Below are 1,169 nucleotides of genomic sequence, written 5' to 3' on the forward strand. Positions count from 1 at the left end.
CCCTGGTAGGGCGCCTCCCGGCGGTGCAGCGTCAGCCCCAGCAGCCCGGCCAGCACCTGATGGCCGAGACAGACCGCGAGGGTGGGACGACCGGTTGCCAGCAGCCCGGTCAGCAGCGAGCGCAGCGCCACCATCTTCGGCGCGTCCGCGCTGCCCGGGTCACCCGGCCCGGGACCGGCCACCACCAGGTCGTAGTCGTCGACCGGGCCGCTCGCGTGCCACGGCCGGGTGGTCACCGCGAGGCCCAACGCGCTCAGCTGGTGGGCCAGCATGGCGGTGAAGGTGTCCTCGGCGTCCACGATCAACGCCCGGCGGCCGACCAGTGCGGGCAGTCCGGGCGCGTCCGGTGACCGCTGGTCCAGCCAGAACCGCGCCAGCGGTGCGTTACGCGCGGCCAGCGCGTCGCGTACCGCCGGGTCGTCGGCCAGCCGCGCGACCGGCCCGCGGTCGCCGACGGACGCCGCCGGACCGAGGCCGAGCGCGGCCAGCACACCGGCGGCCTTGGCGTGCGTCTCGGCCACCTCGCCGGCCGTCGTCGAGTGCCGGACCAGGGTCGCGCCGACCGGCACCCGCAGTCGGCCGGTGGGGGAGATCTCGGCGGTCCGGATCAGGATCGGGGCATCGAGCGTCTGCCGGCCGGCCTCGTCGTGACCGAGCAACGCCAGCACACCGCCGTAGTAGCCCCGACCCCGGCGCTCGTGCCGGGCGATCACCCGGCAGGCGTTCTCGATCGGGCTGCCCGTCACGGTGGGGGCGAACATCGTCTCGCGCAGCACCTCCCGCACGTCCCGGGTGCCCCGCCCGGCGAGCAGGTACTCGGTGTGCGCCAGGTGCGACATCTCCTTCAGGTACGGCCCGATCACCTGCCCACCGTGTTCGGCGACGGTGGCCATCATCTTCAGCTCCTCGTCGAGCACCATGTACAGCTCCTCGACCTCCTTCGGGTCGGCGAGGAAACGCAGCAGGGCCGTCCGGTCCGCGACGCCGCCCGGGCAGCGGAAGGTGCCGCTGATCGGGTTCATCATCACCAGCCCGTCGTCGACGCTGACGTGCCGCTCCGGGCTGGCGCCGACCAGCGTGCGGGTGCCGGTGTGCACCACGAACGTCCAGTACGCGCCGCGCTCGCCGACCAGCAGCCGGCGCCGTGCGGCCAACGCGGCCCGCAGCGG

At 74.6% G+C, this 1,169-nt stretch carries 1 protein-coding gene; it reads right to left on the minus strand.

What is annotated here, in order from left to right:
- On the minus strand, window positions 1-1,169 hold a 1,169-nt coding region (locus tag KBX53_RS33625), incomplete at both ends, for a chorismate-binding protein (RefSeq protein WP_210863883.1).

The sequence above is a fragment of the Micromonospora sp. M51 genome, from assembly GCF_018070305.1.
Lineage (GTDB): Bacteria > Actinomycetota > Actinomycetes > Mycobacteriales > Micromonosporaceae > Micromonospora > Micromonospora parva.